We start from the raw sequence: 16,799 nt of genomic DNA, 5'->3' as shown, positions 1-16,799 counted from the left end.
AGCGGATGACGAGATTCGAACTCGCGACCCTCACCTTGGCAAGGTGATGCGCTACCACTGCGCCACATCCGCATTCACACGCCGTCCTGGCCGTGCGGAGATGACTCTACCCGAAGAAGGGCGGCAGCACCGGTTCCGGTGAAGGTTCCGGGCGTGTCCGGCGCGGCGCGGGCGGTCCGTCAGGTCGACGGAGTTCGATCGGACCATGAGCTACGTGCACGACAATCCCGGCGGGACCGAGGCCCACGGCGTCGACCTGGTCGACGGCGACGCCCCCGCGATCCGGATCCTGGTGCACGGCGACCTGCCGACCACGATCGAGCACGAGGGTCGCACCTGGCTCGCGACGGGCGACGCCCACGACGCGGGCGACGACGACACCCCGCCGATCGCGATCTACCGCCCGGTCTGAGCCGACGCAGGGTGGCCCGGTCAGTGACCGCGGACGTCACCCGTCAGGATCGCGTGCTCAACACCCGCTGACAGCTCGTCGTGCAGGGCGTCCGCGAAGAACTCGCCGGCACCCAGGCTGATGAGGTGCGCGACCGCAGCCTCGGCGGCCGGGAACCCGGGCTCCCACTCGTCGTGCAGGAACGCGCGGACGTGTCCGGACTCGTGCACGACGACCACGCCGATGTGCTCGTGCCGGGTGCCGTCCTCGAGCACGGCGTCGAAGACGATGGGCTCGGTGTCCTCACCGAGTTCCTCGAGCAGGACGGTGCCGGTGCCGGGCCACTCCGTCCGGTACGGCGGAAGGTCGGGGGCGTGCAGGTGCCCGGCGAGTTCGTCCGACGCCGACTCGATGTGCCCGGTGGATAGGTACTCGTCGACGACGTCGTGGATGCGGGCGTGCAGGTCCGGCTCGTACTGCCACCAGCGCTGGTGCACGGTGCGGAGCCACTCCTGGGTCGCGGCGTCGGCCGAGGCCGAGATCCCCACGAGCTGCGGTGCGGTGCCGGGCGACCCGACGACCTCGAGCTGTTCGTCGTGCGTCTCCACCGTGATCGACCCCGTGGTCTCGTCCGGGTGCACGCCGTGGACGTCCTCGGGCGCGGCGGCCCAGATGCTGGCGGGGAGCTTCGGCGGCAGGTCGAACGGCACCGCGATCGCTGGCTGCGTCATCGCGTGGTCGATCGCGTCGCCGAGGTGCACCTCGTCCGCCCGGGACCCCATCACGATGCCACCGGTCGGCGGCACGAGCGACAGGTGTTCCAGGTCGTCCGGCGCGGCGTTCATCGAGGTGAGCACCGCGGTGTCGGCCCACTGCACGAACCCGCCGGCGGAACGGTCGTCCTCGCCGAACGGCACGTCCCACACCGTCGGGTCCGTGAGCACCCACGATGCGGTGCGACCGGCCGGTCCGTGGCGGACGGCATCGACGATCGCCGGCACCAGTCCGGGCAGCCCCCGGTACGCGGGACGGACCGTGAGCCGGTCGACGGCCAGCAGGTCGGGCTTACCGAGCATCTCGGCGGCGTGGGTCTGCAGCGAGAAGAACGTCTCCCCCGTCGCGTCCTGCGCCGCGACGGCGGACGCGAAGGACCCCGCGACGTCGGAGACCTGGTAGCCGAGCACCAGCGCTTCGAGCGACTCCGGTGCACGGCTCGTGAACGCGGTGACCTCGGCGACGGAGACCGCCTCGGTCTCGTCGTCGGTGATCGGGACGCGGACGTCGATCACCCACCGGTCGACGTCCTGTCCGGGGTAGGCGTCACCGTCCTCGTCCGAGATCGTGATGTGCACCAGGCGCAGGGAACCGTCCCAGGCGTCGTGGACGTGCTGGGCGATGGCGGCATCGGGGTCGTCGTTCACGGACGCAACGGTACCGGTGCGGAGGGCCCCGACCGGAGCCGCGTGCCCGAGGAGGCGTAGGCGGAGCACGACGGGCACCGCGTCAGCAGGTCGTGGGTGCAGTCGATCACGTGCTCGAGGAACCGCTCGGCATCGGCCAGCTGGTCACGCTGCGCCCGGATCCGGCGGAGACGTTCGGTGATCACTCCGGACCGGTCGGGTTCACTCCGCCGGAGCACCAGCCGGATCTCCGCCAGGCTCATGCCGACGCCCTGGCAGGCCCGGACGACCTGCAGGCGACGGACGTCTTCCTCGGAGTACTCCCGGTGTCCCGACGGCGCTCGATCGGGGACGACGACCCCCGTGTCGTGCCAGTGCCGCAGGACGTGGACCTCGACGCCGACCCGCCGAGCTGCTGCACCGATCCGCACTGCCACGTCCGTTCCTCTTGACCTCAGGTCGACCTGAGGTCCTAGCGTGCGACCATGCTGCCACGCCGAGCGCCCCTCCCCGTACCCGTCCGCCTCCCCGCCCCGGTCCCGGTCGTCGTGGACGGCACGACCATCGCGACGAGGGTCCTCGAGCCGGCAGGACCGGCACGCGGCGACGTCGTCCTGTGCCACGGCACCCCCTGGTCGTCCGCGGTCTGGGCCGAGGTCGGCCGGGCGCTCGCCCAGGACCACCGGGTCTTCCTCTGGGACATGCCCGGGTACGGCGACTCGGACCGCGGGCCGACCGTGGACACCACGCTCCGAGCGCAGGCGATCCGTCTCGGCGCGCTCCTCGACCGGTGGGGGCTCGACCGGCCCCACCTGGTCGCACACGACGTGGGCGGCGCCGTGGCGCTCCGGGCGCACCTGCTGCACGGTGCCGAGTACGCGAGCCTGTTCCTCTGGGACGCCGTCGTGCTCGACCCCTGGGGGTCTCCGTTCTTCCGGCTGGTGGCGGAGCACCGTGACGTCTTCGACCGACTCCCCGGCGACCTGCACGCCGCCCTGGTGCGGCAGTACATCGACGGTGCCTCGGCGCGGGGCTTCTCGCCGGCGGACCTCGAGGCCCTGGCGCGGCCGTGGGCCGGACCCGAGGGACAGGTCGCGTTCTCACTCCAGATCGCGGCGCTGACCCCCGACGACACCCGGGCGGTCGCCGAGCTGTTGGGCTCCGTGCGGTGCCGGACCCGGATCGGGTGGGGGCGGCAGGACCCCTGGATCCCCCTGCACCAGGCGTACGACCTGCAGACGGCGCTGCCGGGGCACCCCGAGGTCGTCGTGCTCGACGACGTCGGGCACCTCGCGCCGTGGGAGGACCCCGTCGCGGTCACGGCCGCGCTCCGGCAGTGGGTGCACCGTCCGGTGGGCTCGGAGTGACCCGCACGGCGCCGTTCAGATCAGGGCGCGGGCGGCGAGCACGACGGCCGCTCCCCCGACGGTCAGCGCCGCGAGCACCGACAGCACCACCGCGACGGTGTCCCGCCGGGCCGGGGCACTCGCGCGGACGGCACCGGCGACGAGCTGCTGGGCCGCCGCCAGGGAGGCTGCGCTCCCGAGCGGGCGGTCGTCCTGGTCGAACGCCAGGAACCGCTCACGGACGTGCAGCACGAGCCCCAGGCTGGTCCCGTGGTCGCGCGCCACCCACGACTTCGGTCCCTGTTGCTCCCAGCGGACGGCGAGCATCAGGGGCCGGGGACCGGCAGGCCGGCCCGCTCCCCCTCCGCACGCGGCCAGCTGAACGCGACGACGAGCTGGACGACACCGAACACGATGAGCACGCTCCCCACCGCGGCCACCGTCACGAGCGCGCCGAGACCCGGCAGGTTCATCACCAGGATGCCGCTCAGCACACTGAGCACGGCGAGCACCACGGTCAGCGCACGGCGGCCCACCCACGGTGCGTAGATGAGTGCGATGCCCTCGAGGATCCAGGCGAACCCGAGCAGCAGTGCCACCCACCGCGCCCCGATCGGCGGGAACACGATCGCGACGACACCGCCGGCGACCACCAGCGCCCCGAGGACCACCAGCCCGACCTGACGCCACCAGACCCGAGGGTGCACCTGGAGTCCCCGGACGACCAGCGCCGCCCCCGACACGACCAGGTAGATCCCGAAGACCCACGACACCGCGAACAGCGTCGCGTGGGGCAGGACGATCGCAGCCAGTCCGGCGAGCACGCCGATCGCGCCGACGATCCCGAACGCCACCCGGATCCCGTCGCCGGCCGGCGGACGCGAGCCCGGCCGCTGGCCGACGTCACGTTCGTCACGCATGTCCGTCCGACCTCCCTGCAGGTCCCGGCTGGTGCTGCGGTGCTGGTGGGTGTTGGCGACCTGTGATCGCCCGTGCAGTGCGTCCTGCGCACAGGACTACACCCGAAGCTGAGCACTTGTCCATCTCCCATGCGTGCGCATGAGGCCACCCCCGGCCCGGCCTCGACGCCACCGCGTGCGCGTCGAGTTCCCCGTGGGCGGTAGCCTGACGCGCCGACGACCGAACGCCGACGCCCGCGACGGCAGACCAGACGGAGGACCACGGTGCCAACACTCGGAGACGGCCGCGCCGACGGCGTGTGGTGCACGCTCGGCGAACCCCGCACCACCGCCCAGATCGCCCAGAACGGGTTCGCCTGGCTCGGCCTCGACGCCCAGCACGGCGCCTTCGACGACGCCACACTCCTGGCGACGATGCCGGCGCTCGCCGCGGTCGCACCGCAGGTCCCCGTGGCCGTCCGGGCCGCCGAGGGCTCGGACGTGGCCATCGGCCGTGCGCTCGACCTCGGCGCGGACATCGTGATCGTCCCGATGATCGAGACCGTCGAGCAGGCCGAGCACGCCGTCCGTGCCGCGCACTACCCACCGCGGGGCCGGCGGAGCTGGGGGCCGATGGCGGGACTCTGGGGCGGTTCGGCACCGTCCGCCGTCGCTGCCGACCCCGAGGTGTGGGTGATGCTCGAGACACCCGAGGGCCTCCGTGCCGCCGAGGAGATCCTGGCGATCCCGGGCGTCTCGGCGGTGTTCGTCGGTCCCTTCGACCTGTCGATCGGGCTCGGCGTGGATCTGCGCGAGCTGCTCGACGCCGACAGCGTCACGGACCCCCTCCCCGCGATCGTCGCCGCAGCCCGCCGCGCGGGCAAGCACACGGGCGCCTTCGCCGGCGACCTGGCGCGCGCCGAACGGCTCCGCGCACTCGGCTTCGACCGCGTCGCCGTCGTCACCGACGGCACCCTGCTGGCCCACGGAGCGGCCGCGGTGCTCGGCTCAGCGGCCACCGGTCGCACCTCGTACTGACGGGTCGTCAGCGGCGAACGCACCGGCGACCGGTCCTCGTCGGCGTCCTCGACGCCGCTGAGAGGGCGTGCCCGCGCCCCGGTCCACACTCGGTCGGGAACCCGAGCCGACCGCGACCGCAGAGAGGACGAGACATGACCGACGTCTCCAGCCAACCGCCCGCCGAGGGCGACGACCGCCGCATCCTGACGAACCGCCAGGGCCACCCCGTCTCCGACAACCAGAACCAGCGCACCGTCGGGGCCCGTGGCCCGGCGACGCTCGAGAACTACCAGTTCCTCGAGAAGATCAGCCACTTCGACCGCGAACGGATCCCGGAGCGGGTCGTGCACGCGCGCGGTGCCGTCGCCTTCGGGTACTTCGAGGCCACCGGCACGTGGGGTGACGAACCCATCGCGCAGTACACCCGCGCGAAGCTGTTCCAGGAGCCCGGCAAGCGCACCGACCTGGCGATCCGGTTCTCCACCGTGATCGGCGGCCGAGACTCCTCCGAGGCTGCCCGCGACCCGCGCGGCTTCGCCGTGAAGTTCTACACCGAGGACGGCAACTGGGACCTCGTGGGCAACAACCTCGGCGTCTTCTTCATCCGCGACGCCATCAAGTTCCCCGACGTCATCCACTCCCTCAAGCCCGACCCCGTGACCTTCCGCCAGGAGCCCGCGCGCATCTTCGACTTCATGTCGCAGACCCCCGAGTCGATGCACATGCTCGTCAACCTGTTCAGTCCACGTGGCATCCCCGCGAACTACCGCACGCAGCAGGGCTTCGGCGTGAACACCTACAAGTGGGTGAACGCCGACGGCGACACCAAGCTCGTCAAGTACCACTGGATCCCGTCGGTGGGCGTGTCCTCGATGACCGAGGCCGACGCCGCCGCCGTGCAGGCCGGCGACCTCGGGCACGCGTCGAAGGACCTGTACGAGGCGATCGAGCGTGGTGAGTACCCCGAGTGGGAGCTCCGTGTGCAGCTCATGGACGACCACGAGCACCCGGAGCTCGACTTCGACCCGCTCGACGACACGAAGGTGTGGCCGGAGAACGAGTTCCCGCCGAAGCCCGTCGGCAAGATGGTCCTGAACCGCAACGTCACGAACCACTTCGCCGAGAACGAGCAGCTGTCCTTCGGCACCGGCGTGCTCGTCGACGGCCTCGACTTCTCCGACGACAAGATGCTCGTCGGCCGCACGTTCTCGTACTCGGACACGCAGCGCTACCGCGTCGGCCCGAACTACCTGCAGCTGCCGGTGAACGCCCCGAAGAACGGCGCCGTCGCGACCAACCAGCGCGACGGGCAGATGGCCTACCACCAGGACCACGGCGGCGAGAACCCGCACGTCAACTACGAGCCGTCGATCACCGGCGGCCTGCGCGAGGCGGAGTACCCGACCCATGACGACCAGGGGCCGGAGATCGTCGGGCGCCTCACCCGCAAGCGGATCCCCCGGACGAACGACTACACCCAGGCCGGCCAGCGGTACCTGCTCCTGCAGGACTGGGAGCGCGACGACCTCGTCGCGAACTTCGTCGACCTCATCTCGCAGGCGGCCCGTCCGGTGCAGGAGCGCATGCTCTGGCACTTCTACATGGTCGAGGACGACCTGGGTCGTCGCGTGGGCGAGGGGCTCGGCATCACCCTCGACGAGGTCAAGGACCTGCCCCCGCTGCAGTCCCAGACGCTCAGCGACGACGAGCTCGCCCGCCTGGCGAACCTCGGTCACAACGGCTCCCGCGACGTCGAGGGCCTGATGATGACGCACTGCGTCCCAGACGAACGCGCCGTGCGCGTCTGAGACGCGACCCCATGACGGACGGGAGGCCCGGTGCCAGCTGGCACCGGGCCTCCCGTCCGTCTCACTGCCGTCACCTGCCGCAGCACCCCGATCGGTCGGCCGTCGGCCCGGAGCGCTCGGCGCGCTCCTGCACGAGCGTCGCGGCGAACGCCGCGACCTCGTCGGCGAGCGTCTCCGGGACCTGCCACGCGGTGAAGTGCCCGCCGCGGTCGAGGTCGTGCCAGCTCCGGATGTCCCGGTACGAGCGTGCGCCGTAGGACCGGGGCAGCCCGCGCTCACCGGTGTGCACGGCCACCGCGACGGGCACGTCGACGACCGGGAGCTCCGGCTGCCGGGGGTGGTCGAGATACGGACGGAACGACGAACCGGTGCTCCGAGTAAACCAGTACAGCGAGACCGTGCGCAGGAGTTCGTCGTCGGTCCACCACGACCCCTCGCCCGTCCAGGCGAGCAGCTTCTCGGTGATCCACGCGGCCAGCCCGAGCGGCGAGTCCATGAGCGCGGTCGCCAGGATCTCCGGCCGGGTCGCCTGCACCTTCGCGTAGCCGAGCCCGTGCACCCACTCAGCGTCGTGCTGACGGAGCCAAGCGGACTCCTCCTCCGTGAGGTCCTGCGCGCGCGAAGGCGGCGGGAACGCGGCATGCGTGGCGAACAGCCCCAGAGTCGACTCCGGGTGCAGCGCCGCGAGCCAGTCGCTCGTCGTCGAGCCGACGTCCTCGCCGTAGGTCAGGCAACGGTCGTAGCCGAGGACCTCGGTCATGAGCCCGTGCATCAACCCGGCGACCACGGGCCCAGTGAACGGACGGTCCGCCAGCGGTGCCGAGGCGCCGAAGCCGGGAAGTGACGGAACGACGACGTCGAACCCCGCGGTCCGGCCGTCGGCGAGGCGGACCGTGCGTCCGGCGAGCTCCCGGGCGAACGGGAGCATCTCGACGAACGAGTACGGCCACCCGTGGAACGCGATGACTGGGATGCGCACCGTCGGACTCCCCGTCGCGGTCAGCCGGGCGAAGTGCAGTCGTTGGCCGTCGACCTCGGTCTGGAACTGCGGCACCGCGGCGAGTTCGTCCTCGACGCGGCGCCAGTCGAACGTGGTCCGCCAGTGCTCGAGCAGCCCCTGCAGTCGCTCCAGGGGCAGGGCGCTGCTCGCCTGTGCGTCACCGATCGGCTGCGGAAGAGTCGCCCGCTGCAGACGGACAAGCAGGTCATCGAGGTCGTCGTCGGACACCTGCAGGCGGATCGAGCGCATGCGGCGGACGCTACCGGCGCCGACCGACATGCCCGCCGTTGACCGGTCAGCGCATCACGGACAACCCGGGACGGCGCCAGGGAGGCCACGCTCATCGTGGATCGACAGGAGCGACCCCGCGACCCCGACCGGCACGATCGCGCGGTCGTCGCTCCCGTCCCGTTGATCCGCACCGATGCGACTCAAGGAGGCCGCGATGGAACACACGAATCCCCGGCGGTGTGGCGCGAACGCGTCCGCTGCCCACCGACTCCTCGCTGGGACACCACGATGAGGGCCCGGAACCTCGCCGCCGCTGCGATGGTCACGGCTGTCGTCGGCATCGTCGTCTCGCGCCGCCGACGCGGCGCACCCGGGCCCGCACGGAAGGTGCTGGCCGAACCGCGTTCCGGCTGGCACGCGGTCACGGTGAACCGCAGGCAGGACGCGGTGCTGCCAGGCGGGCGGATCCCCGCGCCGCTCACGGCGTTCGGGCAGGACGTCGAGGTGGAGGCCCGTCCCGCGCCCGGCGATCGTGGCACCGAGCTCCGTGCCCGGTTCCGCGGCGGCGGCCCGGATTCACGGGGTCGGCTGCGGGCCGCTCTGCGTGAGGCGAAGCAACTCATCGAGGTCGGCGAGGTGCTCCGGGTGGATCCGGTCCCCCACGGCCGACGGAAGGCCACACCCGCCGGCGCGTTGGTGGACGTGGCGACGAAACGGAGCAACGAGGAGGGTGTGCTGTGAAGGCGCTCTGTTGGACCGGGGTCAACGAGACCGCGGTGGAAACGGTGGAGGACCCGAAGATCCTCAACGATCACGACGTGATCCTGAAGGTGCGTCTGAGCACCACATGCGGCTCGGACCTGCACCTGCTCGGCGGGTACATCCCGACCATGCGATCCGGAGACGTCCTGGGGCACGAATTCATGGGCGAGGTCGTCGAGACGGGATCGGCCGTCACGAAGCACAAGGTGGGCGACCGGGTCGTCGTCTGCTCGTTCATCGCCTGCGGGCAGTGCTGGTACTGCACCCACGGACAGTTCTCACTCTGCGACAACGGCAACCCGAACCCGGGCTTGACCGAGGCGATGTGGGGGTCGTCGATCGGCGGCTGCTTCGCCTACAGTCACGCGCTCGGCGGGTTCGCAGGCAGCCACGCCGAGTACGTCCGCGTGCCCTACGCCGACCAGGGGGCGTTCACGGTCCCCGACGGCGTGTCCGACACGGCCGCCCTGTTCGCCTCCGATGCCGCACCCACCGGGTGGACCGGAGCCGACCTGGCCGGGATCACACCGGGTGACACCGTCGCAGTGTGGGGCGCCGGTGGCGTCGGCCAGATGGCCGCTCGTGCGGCGATGCTCCTCGGCGCCGAGCAGGTGATCGTGATCGACCGTCTGCCCGAACGGCTGCGACAGGTGCGCGACCACATCGGTGCCGAGACGCTGGACTACACGAGCGACGCCGTGCTCCCGGAACTCAAGGAACGCACCGGCGGCCGGGGTCCCGACGTGTGCATCGAGGCCGTCGGCATGGAAGCGCACGGCACCGGACCGCTGTACCTGTACGACCAGGCCAAGCAGCAGCTGCGGTTGCAGACCGACCGGCCGACTGCCCTGCGCGAGGCCATCTACGCCTGCCGGAAGGGCGGCAGCCTGTTCTCGCTCGGGGTCTTCGGTGGGCTCGTCGACAAGTTCCCGTTCGGCGCGATCATGAACAAGGGCATGACGGTCCGCGGCGCCCAGCAGCACGGGCACCGCTACATCCCGATGATCCTCGACCGCATCGCCGCGGGAGAGATCAGCACCGAGCACCTCGCCACGCACGTGATGCCACTGTCGCAAGGGCCGCGCGGGTACGAGATGTTCAAGAACAAGGACGACGGCTGCGTCCGCGCCGTCTTCACCCCCGGCGTGTGACGTCCGACCACGCAGCGGACAGGGGGAAGGAACGATCGTGAAGGCACGACGATGAACGATCGGATACTCTCCACGCGCCGGGCCCTCGTCATCGTGGGGGTCGGGGTCCTGGTCGGGGTCGCGTTGACCTTCACCGGGGCTCCGTCCCTCGGGCCGCTCGCGGCCTGGTGCACGGCCGGCCTGATCGCGCTGGTCCAGGTCTGGCACAAGTGCTGGCGCCAGGACGCCGACGGCACCGAGCGTCTCGCACGCGAGGAGTCCGAGACACGGGTCAGTGACAACGCGCTCATCGTGGCCTGTTTCGCGAGTCTCGCCGCCGTCGTCCTGGCGCTGAGCGAAGCCAGCCAGGCGCGAGATCCGGCCTCGGTCGCGGCGGTCATCCTGGGTGTGCTCGGCACGATGGTGGCGTGGGCGTTGGTCAACACGGTCTACGCCTTGAAGTACGCCCGGATGTTCTTCCTCGACCATCGGGGCGGCGGGTTCGACGTCAAGCAGGACGGGCGGCCGACCTACAGCGACTTCGCCTACTTCGCCTTCACGATCGGCATGTCGTACGCGGCACCAGAGGTCGAGCCGGACGACAGTGAGACCCGGCGGAAGGCGTTGCCGCACGCGCTGCTGTCGTACTTCTTCGGGACGGTGCTGATCGCGGTCGCCATCAACCTGGTGACGAACCTCGGTCAGGGGTGAGCGGAGGAAACCTCGTCGCCCCTAGGCTGACCGGCGTGACCGACCTCGCTCCTGACCAGTCCGCGCCGAGCGCCGCCGGATCCCCCGCATCGACAGCCGTGCCGGTACCGCCCCTCAGCATGCTCGCGGTGGTGGCGATCGCCCTCGCGTTCGTGGCACCGATCGGCGGTCTCGTCGTCGGGTTCATCGCGCGGCGCGACGTGCGACTGACCGGTGAGCGGGGCGACGGCATCGCGTTCGCAGCGATCCTGATCGGGGCGACGTTGACGATGTTCGGGATCATCGTGCCGCTGTTCCTCGGCGGTGCGGGCTTCTTCGACCTGGACCTCCAGCTCTGAGCACCGGTCGCCGGTCGCTACCCTGAGCGAGTGGGGAACGATGACGACGTCTCGACGCTGATCCGGCCGGCGACGCTCGCCGATGCGGATGCGATCGCCCACGTGCACACGGTGTCGTGGCGAGAGACGTACGGCCGGTTCGTCGACGACCCGGACACGAGCCCGTGGTTCGACGCGGGTCGCCGGGTCGACATGTGGCGATCGACGCTCGCGAGCCCTGATGTCCGAGGGGTCGTCCAGGTCGCCCTGGACAGCACCGGGGTCGTTGGCTTCGCGGCGGCGCAGACGACCCCAGAGCCGGATGCCGTCCGCCCCGAGGAGCTGACGACGCTCTACGTCCTGGCACGTGCGCACGGGACCGGAGCCGGCCAGGCACTCCTCGACGCCGTGCTCGGCGATCGTGCGGCGTCGCTGTGGGTGGCCGCGGACAACCCGCGGGCGCACGCCTTCTACCGGCGGAACGGCTTCACGCCCGACGGTGCCGAGTCGGCGTTCGGACCCATCCCCCGGACCGTGCGTCTGGTGCGCTGAACGTCAGTCCACGGCCGGCTCGGAGATGTCCCACACGGTGGTCTCCTCGTACTGCTCGGACCAGCCGCGGCGCATGCGGGCGGCGGCACGGTCGAACGCGTCAACGACGTCGGTGTCCGGCGTCAGCAGCGCCTGCAGGCGGATGCCGTCGTAGAGGGCGAGCAGCTGCTGTGCCCCGCGGATCGGGTCCATCGTCGCCGGTTCGCGGCCGGCGCGGACGTCCTCCTGCAGCGCGGTGCGGACGGTCTCGCGGAACTGCAGGTACGCGGACCGGTAGTAGTCGGCGCCGTCCGTCGACGGGTCGGTCGAGATGGCCAGCGTCGCGGCGATCAGGCGCATGAGGGACGGGTCCTCGGCGTGAGCGGAGAGCAGCGCGTGCAGGAACGCCACCGTGCCCTTCTCACCGGCGAGCGGCAGCAGCGGTGCCGACACCGCGCGGGTCCACCGCATCACCGCGGCGGCCAGCAGTGCGTGCTCGGAGGGGAAGAGCTCGAGGAGCTCGGCCTGCCGCATCCCCGACCGGGACGCGACGCCCTCGAGCGAGAAGCGTGACAGTCCCCCGTCGTGGATGACCGCGATCGCACCGTTGATCGCCCGCGTGCGCGGGACTTCCTCGTCGGCGGCGTTCTGGTTCGTCAGTGGTGCCAGCGGGTGCTTCCGGAACCAGTCCAGGAGGGCGCGAGCGCGGGAGGCCCCGAACGCCGGATCAGTCGGGCGACCCGGGCTGAACAGGTCGCTGAACCCCGGTACGTCGTGCATCAGCGGGTCGAGGGACTGGTACGCCATCGACCAGTCCGGGAACGAGCGCTGGGCGATCGGCTCGTCGAGCAGCACCCGGACGTTCGTGTGTCGCGGGTCGGCCTGGACCTGGTCGAAGCGCTGCCGGACGACGTCGTCCTCGCCCTCGATGATCCCGATGCAGTTGTCGTCACGGTGCGCGAGCATGCCGGTGACGCCGAGCCGGGTGTTCTTCTCGCGACCGACCGCCAGGATCTGGGCGAGTTCGGAATCCGTGATCGGACGGGTCTGGGTGCTGGTGTAGACGAGCGATCGCATGGTGCTGCTTCCTGGTCGGACGGTCCCCCGGTGTGTGGGAGGCGCCGCCGTGTCGAACCCGAATCGACTCGACGGCACCTCGTGGTCACCGTAACCAGCGGCGACCACCTTCACTGCGACGCAAGACGGTCCGTGGCTGTTCGGCACCCGGAGGATGCCGACCTCTGAATGGAACCATCTGGCCGAGTCCGGCGGTACCCCCACTACGGGGAACGTACGTTCTCCGAACGTACCTCGGGGTCCGCGTCAGTGCGCGCGGTCGCCCGACGGGGGCGTCTCGAAGATGCGCTCGCCCGTTGTCGGGTCCCACCCGATGGTGCGGGGTTCCGCTGAACGCGGGCGTCGTTCGTCCCGCGGGAAGAACGGACGGGCGCTGGGCAGGTAGCTGAGCACCGCGGCGACGACGACGCAGACGGCGTCGATGAAGCTCCAGTCCACGCCGTCGGTGGCGATGGCGAACACTGTGCTGCAGGCACCCAGCCCGGCGATGATCGCGAGCCAGAGACGCGCGTTCCCGGAGCCTCGTCCCATCCGCGTCGCCAGCCACAGGAACAGTGCCGACCAGGCGAGGACGAGGACGAGCCCGATCGACGCCCCGATGATCGCGCCGCCGGCTTCGCGCATGGTCACGACCATGCCGGGCGCGGCGGCCACGAGGCTGATGATGACGGACGCCCACCAGAGCGCCACGGCGATCGTGACGACCCGCGGTCGCGTGCGCTGTTCGGTGTGCTGTTCCATCAGGTGCTCCCCCGTCGTTCCGCTGGATGCGGCTCGACGATCCTACGGTGACGGAGCGGAACCACGGTCTCGCTGCCTAGGGGCGGTAGTCCTCACGACGCGGCAAGAGCTCCGCCGCGTGCGAGTCGATGTACGGCTTCGCGCCCAGCATCCCGCCCATCGTCTTGGCGACCGTCGTGAGCAACGCTCCGAGTCCCCGTGCCACGATGCTCAAGATCTTCATGGTGCCCCCTCGTCGGACCGACCTGCGGTGTCGGTCTCTACCCGTCACACCGTACGCGGAGGGCCGGATTCCCGCCAGGGACGGCAGCCTCTCGGTCCCGTCGTCGATCGAGGTCGCGCATAGGCTGGACGCCCGACCGGGGAGGAGTCGCGATGCCGGTGGTCCGCGAGCGAGTGCCGTTGTGGCGCACGCCCTGGTGGCACCCTCGCCGCTGGGAAGCGCGCATGTGGGTGCTGCTCGTCGCGGCTGCTGCTGGCGGCGTCCTCCGCGAAGTGGCGCATCCGTTCTACGACGACGGGGTCGAGGCGATCGTGAAGTGGCTCGGCCTCTGCATCCCCGGATGTGTGATCGCGTACGTCGTGGTCGGTCGGTGGAAGAAGGGCCTCACCACGCTGTGGAAGCCGTCGTGGCGCGAGCTCCGACGGATCCTTGAGGCAGCACCGCTCGGGCTGCTGGCCCTGCGCCTGCTCATCGAGGAAAACGACGGGTGGTTGTGGTTGTTCGCCGGGGTGTCCGCCGCGCTGCTCGCGCTCGCGGTGGCTCGCTGGGTCGCTGCGCACCGCGATCGCCGACGTCGTACCGATGTGTACGGGACGGTGTCCGCTGACCCGTACGCGTAGCGCCCGATGGGGTTCGTCGATCCCCTACGCGTCCTGTGCCGAGTCGGTCTTCGACGGCAACCGCGATGCCACGAGCGTCCCGACGAGCGCCACCACTGCGAAGGCCGCGAACCCGAACGGCAGCCCGATCGCACTGCCGACACCACCGACGACGAGTGGTCCGACGGCGTCCCCGGTCTCACGCCCGAGCTCCGCTGAACCCATGGTGCGACCGAGCCGATCCGGCGGAGTCGTCCCGGCGAGGTGCGCGAACGCGACGGGTGTCAGCGTGGCGACACCAGCCCCGGCGAGCAGCGCCGCGATGAAGACGGCCACCGCCGAGGGTGCGACGGCGACCACCAGGAACGCAGCGGCCACCGCGGCCGTCCCGGCCACCCCCGCGACCCCGGTGCCGAGACGCCCGGCGTCGTGCATTCGACCGGCGACGGGCTGCACGAGCGACGACGTCACGGCGAGGACGGCGACCGCGAGCGTCGACACCAGGAGCGGGATGCCGACCTCGGTGCCGAGCGCCGGGAGCATCCCGGTCAGCGCGCCGATCGCAGCGCTGCCGACGGCCAGGACGACGACCGGGATCAGGAACTGGCGGTCCGTGGCCGCTCGGACCATCACGGCGAGCGTGGCCCGCTGCCGGGGCAGGGGCACGATCGGTTCGACGGCGACGAACACCGCCACCGCCGTCACGAGGGCCATCACGACCAGGATGCCGAAGAGCCACTGCGTGCTGCCGAACTGCACCACGAGTGCACCGATGACCGGTCCCCCGGCGTAGCCGAGTCCCTTCCACGAGCCGTACCGACCGAAGTACGTCCCGCGACGGTGCGCCGGCACGAGGCGGGCGACCGCGGCGGACGATGCCGGCGAGAACGCGGAGGCGCCGGCACCCTGCAGCAGACGGGCGAGCCCGAGCCAGAACGGACCGGTCCCGAACACGCCGACGAGCGAAGCTGCCGCGAAGACGATGAGTCCGCCGACGATCACCGGTCGCGGGCCGATGCGGTCGGACAGTGCGCCGAAGACCGGCTTGAGGACGAGTTCGGCGACGTCGTAGAGCGCCAGGAAGAGCCCCAGCCACGCGAGCGTCAGGCCGAGTTCGAGGTGTTCGCCGCCGACCGCCGCGGCGATGCTGTTCGCCCCGAAGGCGGTCACGAACCCCGCGGCGTACAGCGGAGCGAGCCGAGGGGGCGTGGTCGTCGACAGGGCGGTCACGTGCCCACCCTGGCCGACCGCGCTCCGGTCCACCAGTTCCTCATTGTCGACACGCGGGCCAGCGAACGCCGCGCGCCCTGCGACGAGGCCGGCTGACTCGATCTGGGCCATTCCGGTCGCCGTCGAGGGAACTCCGTCGCTACAGCCGGATCGCCCACTCGATGGTCGGCGGTGCTCCGCCGCCGTGTCGGAGGGCGTAGTCGTCCAACACCGCCCGGCGGACGTCCACACCGCTCGCGAATCGTTCCAGGTGTGTCAGGAGCCATTCTGCCGGCGCCTCGTCGATCATCTCCTGCCACGTCGGACCGAGCACTTCGTCCAGTTCGAGCACGGCAGCGTGGGTGTCACGGCCGTCGAACTCGTAGACCGCGACTCGGCGCGCGGTGAACGCCAGCCAGACTCCTCGTTCGACGACGACGTCACCGGGGTCCCGATCGTCCCGCTGCCACTCGCAGACCTTGTGGAACAGCACCGGCGTGGTGCCGCGTCGGGCACGCTTCCGCCTCCGGCCGATCTGCATGACCACCACCGTACCGGGCGGGGTCCACGGAACATCGCGGTCCTGGCGGACTGGGAACGACGAGCAGACCGGAACGAAGAAAGCCCCCGGCCGGACCTGGTGGTCCTGCCGGGGGCTTCGTGGTGGTGGGCGATACTGGGATCGAACCAGTGACCTCTTCCGTGTCAGGGAAGCGCGCTACCGCTGCGCCAATCGCCCAAGTCCCTGCGTGGACCGGAGTCCATCAAGGTCTTGGAGGGTGGATCTGGAGGTGGGGACGGGATTCGAACCCGCGTGGACGGCTTTGCAGGCCGCTGCCTAGCCTCTCGGCCACCCCACCATCGAGGTTCACGTCTCCGTGAGTACCCGAACGGTGGGATACCCTCTGGTGAGTCGCGGGCCTTCGAGAAGACCCACACTCGAGCGGATGACGAGATTCGAACTCGCGACCCTCACCTTGGCAAGGTGATGCGCTACCACTGCGCCACATCCGCACTTGTCGTTCCGCTGTCGCGGCGACGACGTAAACTCTATACGCACCGGGGCACTTCCACCAAAATCCTCCCCGTTCACCGGGCGTGTCCCCCGAGTTCATGCGGATCGGGGCGGTTCGACACCCCCTGCGGGCAGCGCGCCACACCCGGGCCGCGCGACGTGTTCGATGCACTGCCGGACTTCCGCTAGTATCGATCCGCACGAACAGTGCAGGGGGCGATTGGCGCAGTTGGTAGCGCGCTTCGTTCACACCGAAGAGGTCATCAGTTCGAGTCTGGTATCGCCCACACAGCAACACACACCACCGACAAGAGCCCGACGCAGCAGCGTCGGGCTCTTGTCATCTCATCAGGCCGCAGCACGCGGGCCAGACCACCAGCACGATCGGA

At 70.8% G+C, this 16,799-nt stretch carries 20 protein-coding genes and 5 tRNA genes; 11 read left to right on the top strand and 14 right to left on the bottom strand.

Annotation, left to right across the window (positions count from 1 at the left end; translation table 11 throughout):
• Positions 1-72, bottom strand: a tRNA-Gly gene (locus DEI96_RS09145).
• Positions 73-205: 133 nt separating this feature from the next.
• On the opposite strand from DEI96_RS09145, the gene DEI96_RS09140 reads away from it, so the two are divergent.
• Positions 206-412 (top strand): hypothetical protein, encoded by a 207-nt coding sequence (locus DEI96_RS09140; protein ID WP_027465565.1) that lies wholly within the window; start codon positions 206-208, stop codon positions 410-412.
• 20 nt (positions 413-432) lie between these two features.
• Here DEI96_RS09140 and DEI96_RS09135 read toward each other — a convergent pair whose 3' ends face one another.
• Both DEI96_RS09135 and DEI96_RS09130 read right to left on the bottom strand, forming a co-directional pair.
• Positions 433-1,812 (bottom strand): hypothetical protein, encoded by a 1,380-nt coding sequence (locus tag DEI96_RS09135; protein WP_111022876.1) that lies wholly within the window; start codon positions 1,810-1,812, stop codon positions 433-435.
• Positions 1,809-2,228 (bottom strand): helix-turn-helix domain-containing protein, encoded by a 420-nt coding sequence (locus DEI96_RS09130; protein ID WP_220039114.1) that lies wholly within the window; start codon positions 2,226-2,228, stop codon positions 1,809-1,811. Before DEI96_RS09130 ends, DEI96_RS09135 begins: the two co-directional genes overlap by 4 nt.
• 48 nt (positions 2,229-2,276) lie before the next feature.
• Between DEI96_RS09130 and DEI96_RS09125 the strand changes: the two genes are divergently transcribed.
• Complete coding sequence (locus tag DEI96_RS09125) at positions 2,277-3,158, top strand: alpha/beta fold hydrolase (protein ID WP_111022874.1); 882 nt, start codon at positions 2,277-2,279, stop codon at positions 3,156-3,158.
• 15 nt (positions 3,159-3,173) lie between these two features.
• Here the strand turns inward: DEI96_RS09125 and DEI96_RS09120 are convergent, their stop codons facing one another.
• The gene (locus DEI96_RS09120; protein WP_111022873.1) at positions 3,174-3,464 is read right to left on the bottom strand and encodes a hypothetical protein; all 291 of its coding nucleotides are present in this window, start codon (positions 3,462-3,464) and stop codon (positions 3,174-3,176) included.
• The gene (locus DEI96_RS09115; RefSeq protein ID WP_111022872.1) at positions 3,464-4,057 is read right to left on the bottom strand and encodes an HdeD family acid-resistance protein; all 594 of its coding nucleotides are present in this window, start codon (positions 4,055-4,057) and stop codon (positions 3,464-3,466) included. The genes DEI96_RS09120 and DEI96_RS09115 overlap by 1 nt, the downstream gene beginning before the upstream one ends.
• Before the next feature lie 264 nt (positions 4,058-4,321).
• Here DEI96_RS09115 and DEI96_RS09110 point away from each other — a divergent pair, with 264 nt between their 5' ends.
• Both DEI96_RS09110 and DEI96_RS09105 read left to right on the top strand, forming a co-directional pair.
• A complete protein-coding gene (locus DEI96_RS09110) occupies positions 4,322-5,074 on the top strand; it encodes an HpcH/HpaI aldolase family protein (protein WP_111022871.1) in 753 nt (250 codons plus the stop codon).
• A 134-nt stretch (positions 5,075-5,208) separates the two neighbouring features.
• The gene (locus DEI96_RS09105; RefSeq protein WP_111022870.1) at positions 5,209-6,864 is read left to right on the top strand and encodes a catalase; all 1,656 of its coding nucleotides are present in this window, start codon (positions 5,209-5,211) and stop codon (positions 6,862-6,864) included.
• A 70-nt stretch (positions 6,865-6,934) separates the two neighbouring features.
• Here DEI96_RS09105 and DEI96_RS09100 read toward each other — a convergent pair whose 3' ends face one another.
• On the bottom strand, positions 6,935-8,113 hold the full coding sequence (locus DEI96_RS09100) for an epoxide hydrolase family protein (RefSeq protein ID WP_181440494.1): 1,179 nt from the start codon (positions 8,111-8,113) through the stop codon (positions 6,935-6,937).
• A gap of 270 nt (positions 8,114-8,383) precedes the next feature.
• Here DEI96_RS09100 and DEI96_RS09095 point away from each other — a divergent pair, with 270 nt between their 5' ends.
• From DEI96_RS09095 to DEI96_RS09075, 5 genes are read left to right on the top strand one after another with little or no spacing between them, the layout of a single operon-like run.
• Positions 8,384-8,836 carry a hypothetical protein gene (locus DEI96_RS09095; protein WP_146246886.1) on the top strand — a complete coding sequence of 151 codons (453 nt, stop codon included), beginning with the start codon at positions 8,384-8,386 and terminating at the stop codon, positions 8,834-8,836.
• Positions 8,833-10,008, top strand: coding sequence for a zinc-dependent alcohol dehydrogenase (locus DEI96_RS09090; RefSeq protein ID WP_111022867.1), 1,176 nt, complete (start codon positions 8,833-8,835; stop codon positions 10,006-10,008). The genes DEI96_RS09095 and DEI96_RS09090 overlap by 4 nt, the downstream gene beginning before the upstream one ends.
• Positions 10,009-10,059: 51 nt before the next feature.
• Positions 10,060-10,698 carry a DUF1345 domain-containing protein gene (locus tag DEI96_RS09085; RefSeq protein ID WP_111022866.1) on the top strand — a complete coding sequence of 213 codons (639 nt, stop codon included), beginning with the start codon at positions 10,060-10,062 and terminating at the stop codon, positions 10,696-10,698.
• Positions 10,699-10,733: 35 nt separating this feature from the next.
• A complete protein-coding gene (locus tag DEI96_RS09080; RefSeq protein ID WP_146246885.1) occupies positions 10,734-11,036 on the top strand; it encodes a DUF4190 domain-containing protein in 303 nt (100 codons plus the stop codon).
• Positions 11,037-11,066: 30 nt separating this feature from the next.
• On the top strand, positions 11,067-11,567 hold the full coding sequence (locus DEI96_RS09075) for a GNAT family N-acetyltransferase (RefSeq protein WP_111022864.1): 501 nt from the start codon (positions 11,067-11,069) through the stop codon (positions 11,565-11,567).
• A gap of 3 nt (positions 11,568-11,570) precedes the next feature.
• On the opposite strand, the gene DEI96_RS09070 is transcribed toward DEI96_RS09075, so the two are convergent.
• The 3 genes from DEI96_RS09070 to DEI96_RS09060 form a co-directional block, all read right to left on the bottom strand.
• Positions 11,571-12,623, bottom strand: a complete 1,053-nt coding sequence (locus DEI96_RS09070; protein ID WP_111022863.1) for a BLUF domain-containing protein — start codon at positions 12,621-12,623, stop codon at positions 11,571-11,573.
• 246 nt (positions 12,624-12,869) lie between these two features.
• Positions 12,870-13,364 (bottom strand): hypothetical protein, encoded by a 495-nt coding sequence (locus tag DEI96_RS09065; RefSeq protein ID WP_111022862.1) that lies wholly within the window; start codon positions 13,362-13,364, stop codon positions 12,870-12,872.
• A gap of 76 nt (positions 13,365-13,440) precedes the next feature.
• The gene (locus DEI96_RS09060; RefSeq protein WP_181436845.1) at positions 13,441-13,587 is read right to left on the bottom strand and encodes a hypothetical protein; all 147 of its coding nucleotides are present in this window, start codon (positions 13,585-13,587) and stop codon (positions 13,441-13,443) included.
• 224 nt (positions 13,588-13,811) lie between these two features.
• On the opposite strand from DEI96_RS09060, the gene DEI96_RS09055 reads away from it, so the two are divergent.
• The gene (locus DEI96_RS09055; RefSeq protein ID WP_111022861.1) at positions 13,812-14,207 is read left to right on the top strand and encodes a hypothetical protein; all 396 of its coding nucleotides are present in this window, start codon (positions 13,812-13,814) and stop codon (positions 14,205-14,207) included.
• 24 nt (positions 14,208-14,231) lie between these two features.
• Here DEI96_RS09055 and DEI96_RS09050 read toward each other — a convergent pair whose 3' ends face one another.
• From DEI96_RS09050 to DEI96_RS09030, 5 genes are all read right to left on the bottom strand, one after another.
• Positions 14,232-15,416, bottom strand: a complete 1,185-nt coding sequence (locus DEI96_RS09050) for an MFS transporter (RefSeq protein WP_181440493.1) — start codon at positions 15,414-15,416, stop codon at positions 14,232-14,234.
• 139 nt (positions 15,417-15,555) lie between these two features.
• Positions 15,556-15,936 (bottom strand): hypothetical protein, encoded by a 381-nt coding sequence (locus tag DEI96_RS09045; protein WP_146246884.1) that lies wholly within the window; start codon positions 15,934-15,936, stop codon positions 15,556-15,558.
• A gap of 123 nt (positions 15,937-16,059) precedes the next feature.
• A tRNA-Val gene (locus DEI96_RS09040) sits at positions 16,060-16,134 on the bottom strand.
• A 47-nt stretch (positions 16,135-16,181) separates the two neighbouring features.
• A tRNA-Cys gene (locus DEI96_RS09035) sits at positions 16,182-16,255 on the bottom strand.
• Positions 16,256-16,337: 82 nt separating this feature from the next.
• Positions 16,338-16,409, bottom strand: a tRNA-Gly gene (locus DEI96_RS09030).
• A 215-nt stretch (positions 16,410-16,624) separates the two neighbouring features.
• Here DEI96_RS09030 and DEI96_RS09025 point away from each other — a divergent pair.
• Positions 16,625-16,697 (top strand) — tRNA-Val (locus DEI96_RS09025).
• Positions 16,698-16,799: the final 102 nt, after the last annotated feature.

It is taken from the genome of Curtobacterium sp. MCLR17_031 (assembly GCF_003234775.2).
Classification (GTDB): Bacteria; Actinomycetota; Actinomycetes; order Actinomycetales; family Microbacteriaceae; genus Curtobacterium; species Curtobacterium flaccumfaciens.
This window is presented reverse-complemented; position numbering and strand designations above follow the sequence as displayed.

Excerpts from the sequence above, each read along its gene's own strand:
- DEI96_RS09095 (WP_146246886.1), top strand. The coding sequence starts at position 8,384 with ATGAGGGCCCGGAACCTCGCCGCCGCTGCGATGGTCACGGCTGTCGTC.
- DEI96_RS09065 (WP_111022862.1), bottom strand. The coding sequence starts at position 13,364 with ATGGAACAGCACACCGAACAGCGCACGCGACCGCGGGTCGTCACGATC.
- DEI96_RS09070 (WP_111022863.1), bottom strand. The coding sequence starts at position 12,623 with ATGCGATCGCTCGTCTACACCAGCACCCAGACCCGTCCGATCACGGAT.
- DEI96_RS09115 (WP_111022872.1), bottom strand. The coding sequence starts at position 4,057 with ATGCGTGACGAACGTGACGTCGGCCAGCGGCCGGGCTCGCGTCCGCCG.
- DEI96_RS09055 (WP_111022861.1), top strand. The coding sequence starts at position 13,812 with ATGTGGGTGCTGCTCGTCGCGGCTGCTGCTGGCGGCGTCCTCCGCGAA.
- DEI96_RS09100 (WP_181440494.1), bottom strand. The coding sequence starts at position 8,113 with ATGCGCTCGATCCGCCTGCAGGTGTCCGACGACGACCTCGATGACCTG.
- DEI96_RS09045 (WP_146246884.1), bottom strand. The coding sequence starts at position 15,936 with ATGCAGATCGGCCGGAGGCGGAAGCGTGCCCGACGCGGCACCACGCCG.
- DEI96_RS09120 (WP_111022873.1), bottom strand. The coding sequence starts at position 3,464 with ATGCTCGCCGTCCGCTGGGAGCAACAGGGACCGAAGTCGTGGGTGGCG.
- DEI96_RS09105 (WP_111022870.1), top strand. The coding sequence starts at position 5,209 with ATGACCGACGTCTCCAGCCAACCGCCCGCCGAGGGCGACGACCGCCGC.
- DEI96_RS09125 (WP_111022874.1), top strand. The coding sequence starts at position 2,277 with ATGCTGCCACGCCGAGCGCCCCTCCCCGTACCCGTCCGCCTCCCCGCC.
- DEI96_RS09140 (WP_027465565.1), top strand. The coding sequence starts at position 206 with ATGAGCTACGTGCACGACAATCCCGGCGGGACCGAGGCCCACGGCGTC.
- DEI96_RS09060 (WP_181436845.1), bottom strand. The coding sequence starts at position 13,587 with ATGAAGATCTTGAGCATCGTGGCACGGGGACTCGGAGCGTTGCTCACG.
- DEI96_RS09085 (WP_111022866.1), top strand. The coding sequence starts at position 10,060 with ATGAACGATCGGATACTCTCCACGCGCCGGGCCCTCGTCATCGTGGGG.